Raw genomic sequence first — 1009 nt, 5'->3', positions numbered from 1 at the left:
TCACTTCCTTTAGTGCCAATTTTAGCAGTTCGTTTGACAATATTTTACAATAACACTAAAATAGAGTATAATATTAACAATGAAATTAACTAGTAAATTATATAAGGACAATGAAATGGTTAAATATGCACAAAATGAACTATTCTCCATTACAGACTTTACAAAACAGATAGGAAGTGTAGTTAGCAGCATAAAAGCACATTCTCTTGAAAAGATAGGGATCCTTAAAAACAACAAACTTGAAGCTGTTGTTATCTCAACAGATGAATATGAAAGACTCAAAGCTCTTGAAGAGACAATGGAACTTGCCGAGCACAGTGAAATTTATAATATGATTCAAAAAAGAAAAGAGACACCTCTCTCAGAGTATATATCTGAAGATGACATGGCTGCCAAATTTGGTATAAGCAAAAGTCAGCTATAAAAGATGTATAAGATTATTTACCATCCTCTTGTCGAAGAGGATCTAAAACAGCTGAACAACTCTGTTCGCATTGAAGTCTTTAAAAAATTAGAGAAGATAAAAGTCTCACCAGAACTTGGTCAACTTCTTGGCAACAAGAACAATATGAACCTCTCAGGTTTGAGGAAAGTCTATGTTGCCAAAAAGCAGGTTCGTATAGTCTATGAGATTGTTGATGATATTTTAGTTGTTAAAGTTATAGCTATTGGCAAAAGAGAGGGAATGAAAGTATATAATGAAGCTCATAAAAGAAGAGAATAACATATAAATATGTGCCTATAACAAGGCACATAGTAAATATTTTATAACTTTTAAAATCCATTGATATTTATCTGAAGATATACCAGATTTAGTTGGTATCTCTTTAGATATAAATTTCAATCACTAAAATTTTAAAAAGTTGTCGAATGGTATCAGGTACCAAGTCTCTATAGTAAAAACATTTAAATTTACGGAGGCTTGAATCTCCTTTTTATTCCCTCACTTCTTTGGATACACTTATAACAAACCTAAGTTCAAATCATAAATGCAATTTTCTTGAAGAAG

The 1009-nt window shown here is 30.9% G+C and carries 2 protein-coding genes; both read left to right on the top strand.

What is annotated here, in order from left to right:
• Positions 1-115: 115 nt before the first annotated feature.
• On the top strand, positions 116-424 hold the full coding sequence (locus ES948_RS10765) for a type II toxin-antitoxin system Phd/YefM family antitoxin (RefSeq protein WP_152184950.1): 309 nt from the start codon (positions 116-118) through the stop codon (positions 422-424).
• Positions 425-427: 3 nt separating this feature from the next.
• Positions 428-724, top strand: a complete 297-nt coding sequence (locus ES948_RS10760) for a type II toxin-antitoxin system RelE family toxin (RefSeq protein WP_152184949.1) — start codon at positions 428-430, stop codon at positions 722-724.
• Positions 725-1009: the final 285 nt, after the last annotated feature.

Source organism: Sulfurimonas indica (assembly GCF_009192995.1).
In the GTDB taxonomy this organism is placed as follows: Bacteria; Campylobacterota; Campylobacteria; order Campylobacterales; family Sulfurimonadaceae; genus Sulfurimonas; species Sulfurimonas indica.
This window is presented reverse-complemented; position numbering and strand designations above follow the sequence as displayed.

What these genes read in the sequence shown, in the direction of transcription:
- ES948_RS10760 (WP_152184949.1), top strand. Translation starts at nt 428, where the DNA reads ATGTATAAGATTATTTACCATCCTCTTGTCGAAGAGGATCTAAAACAG.
- ES948_RS10765 (WP_152184950.1), top strand. Translation starts at nt 116, where the DNA reads ATGGTTAAATATGCACAAAATGAACTATTCTCCATTACAGACTTTACA.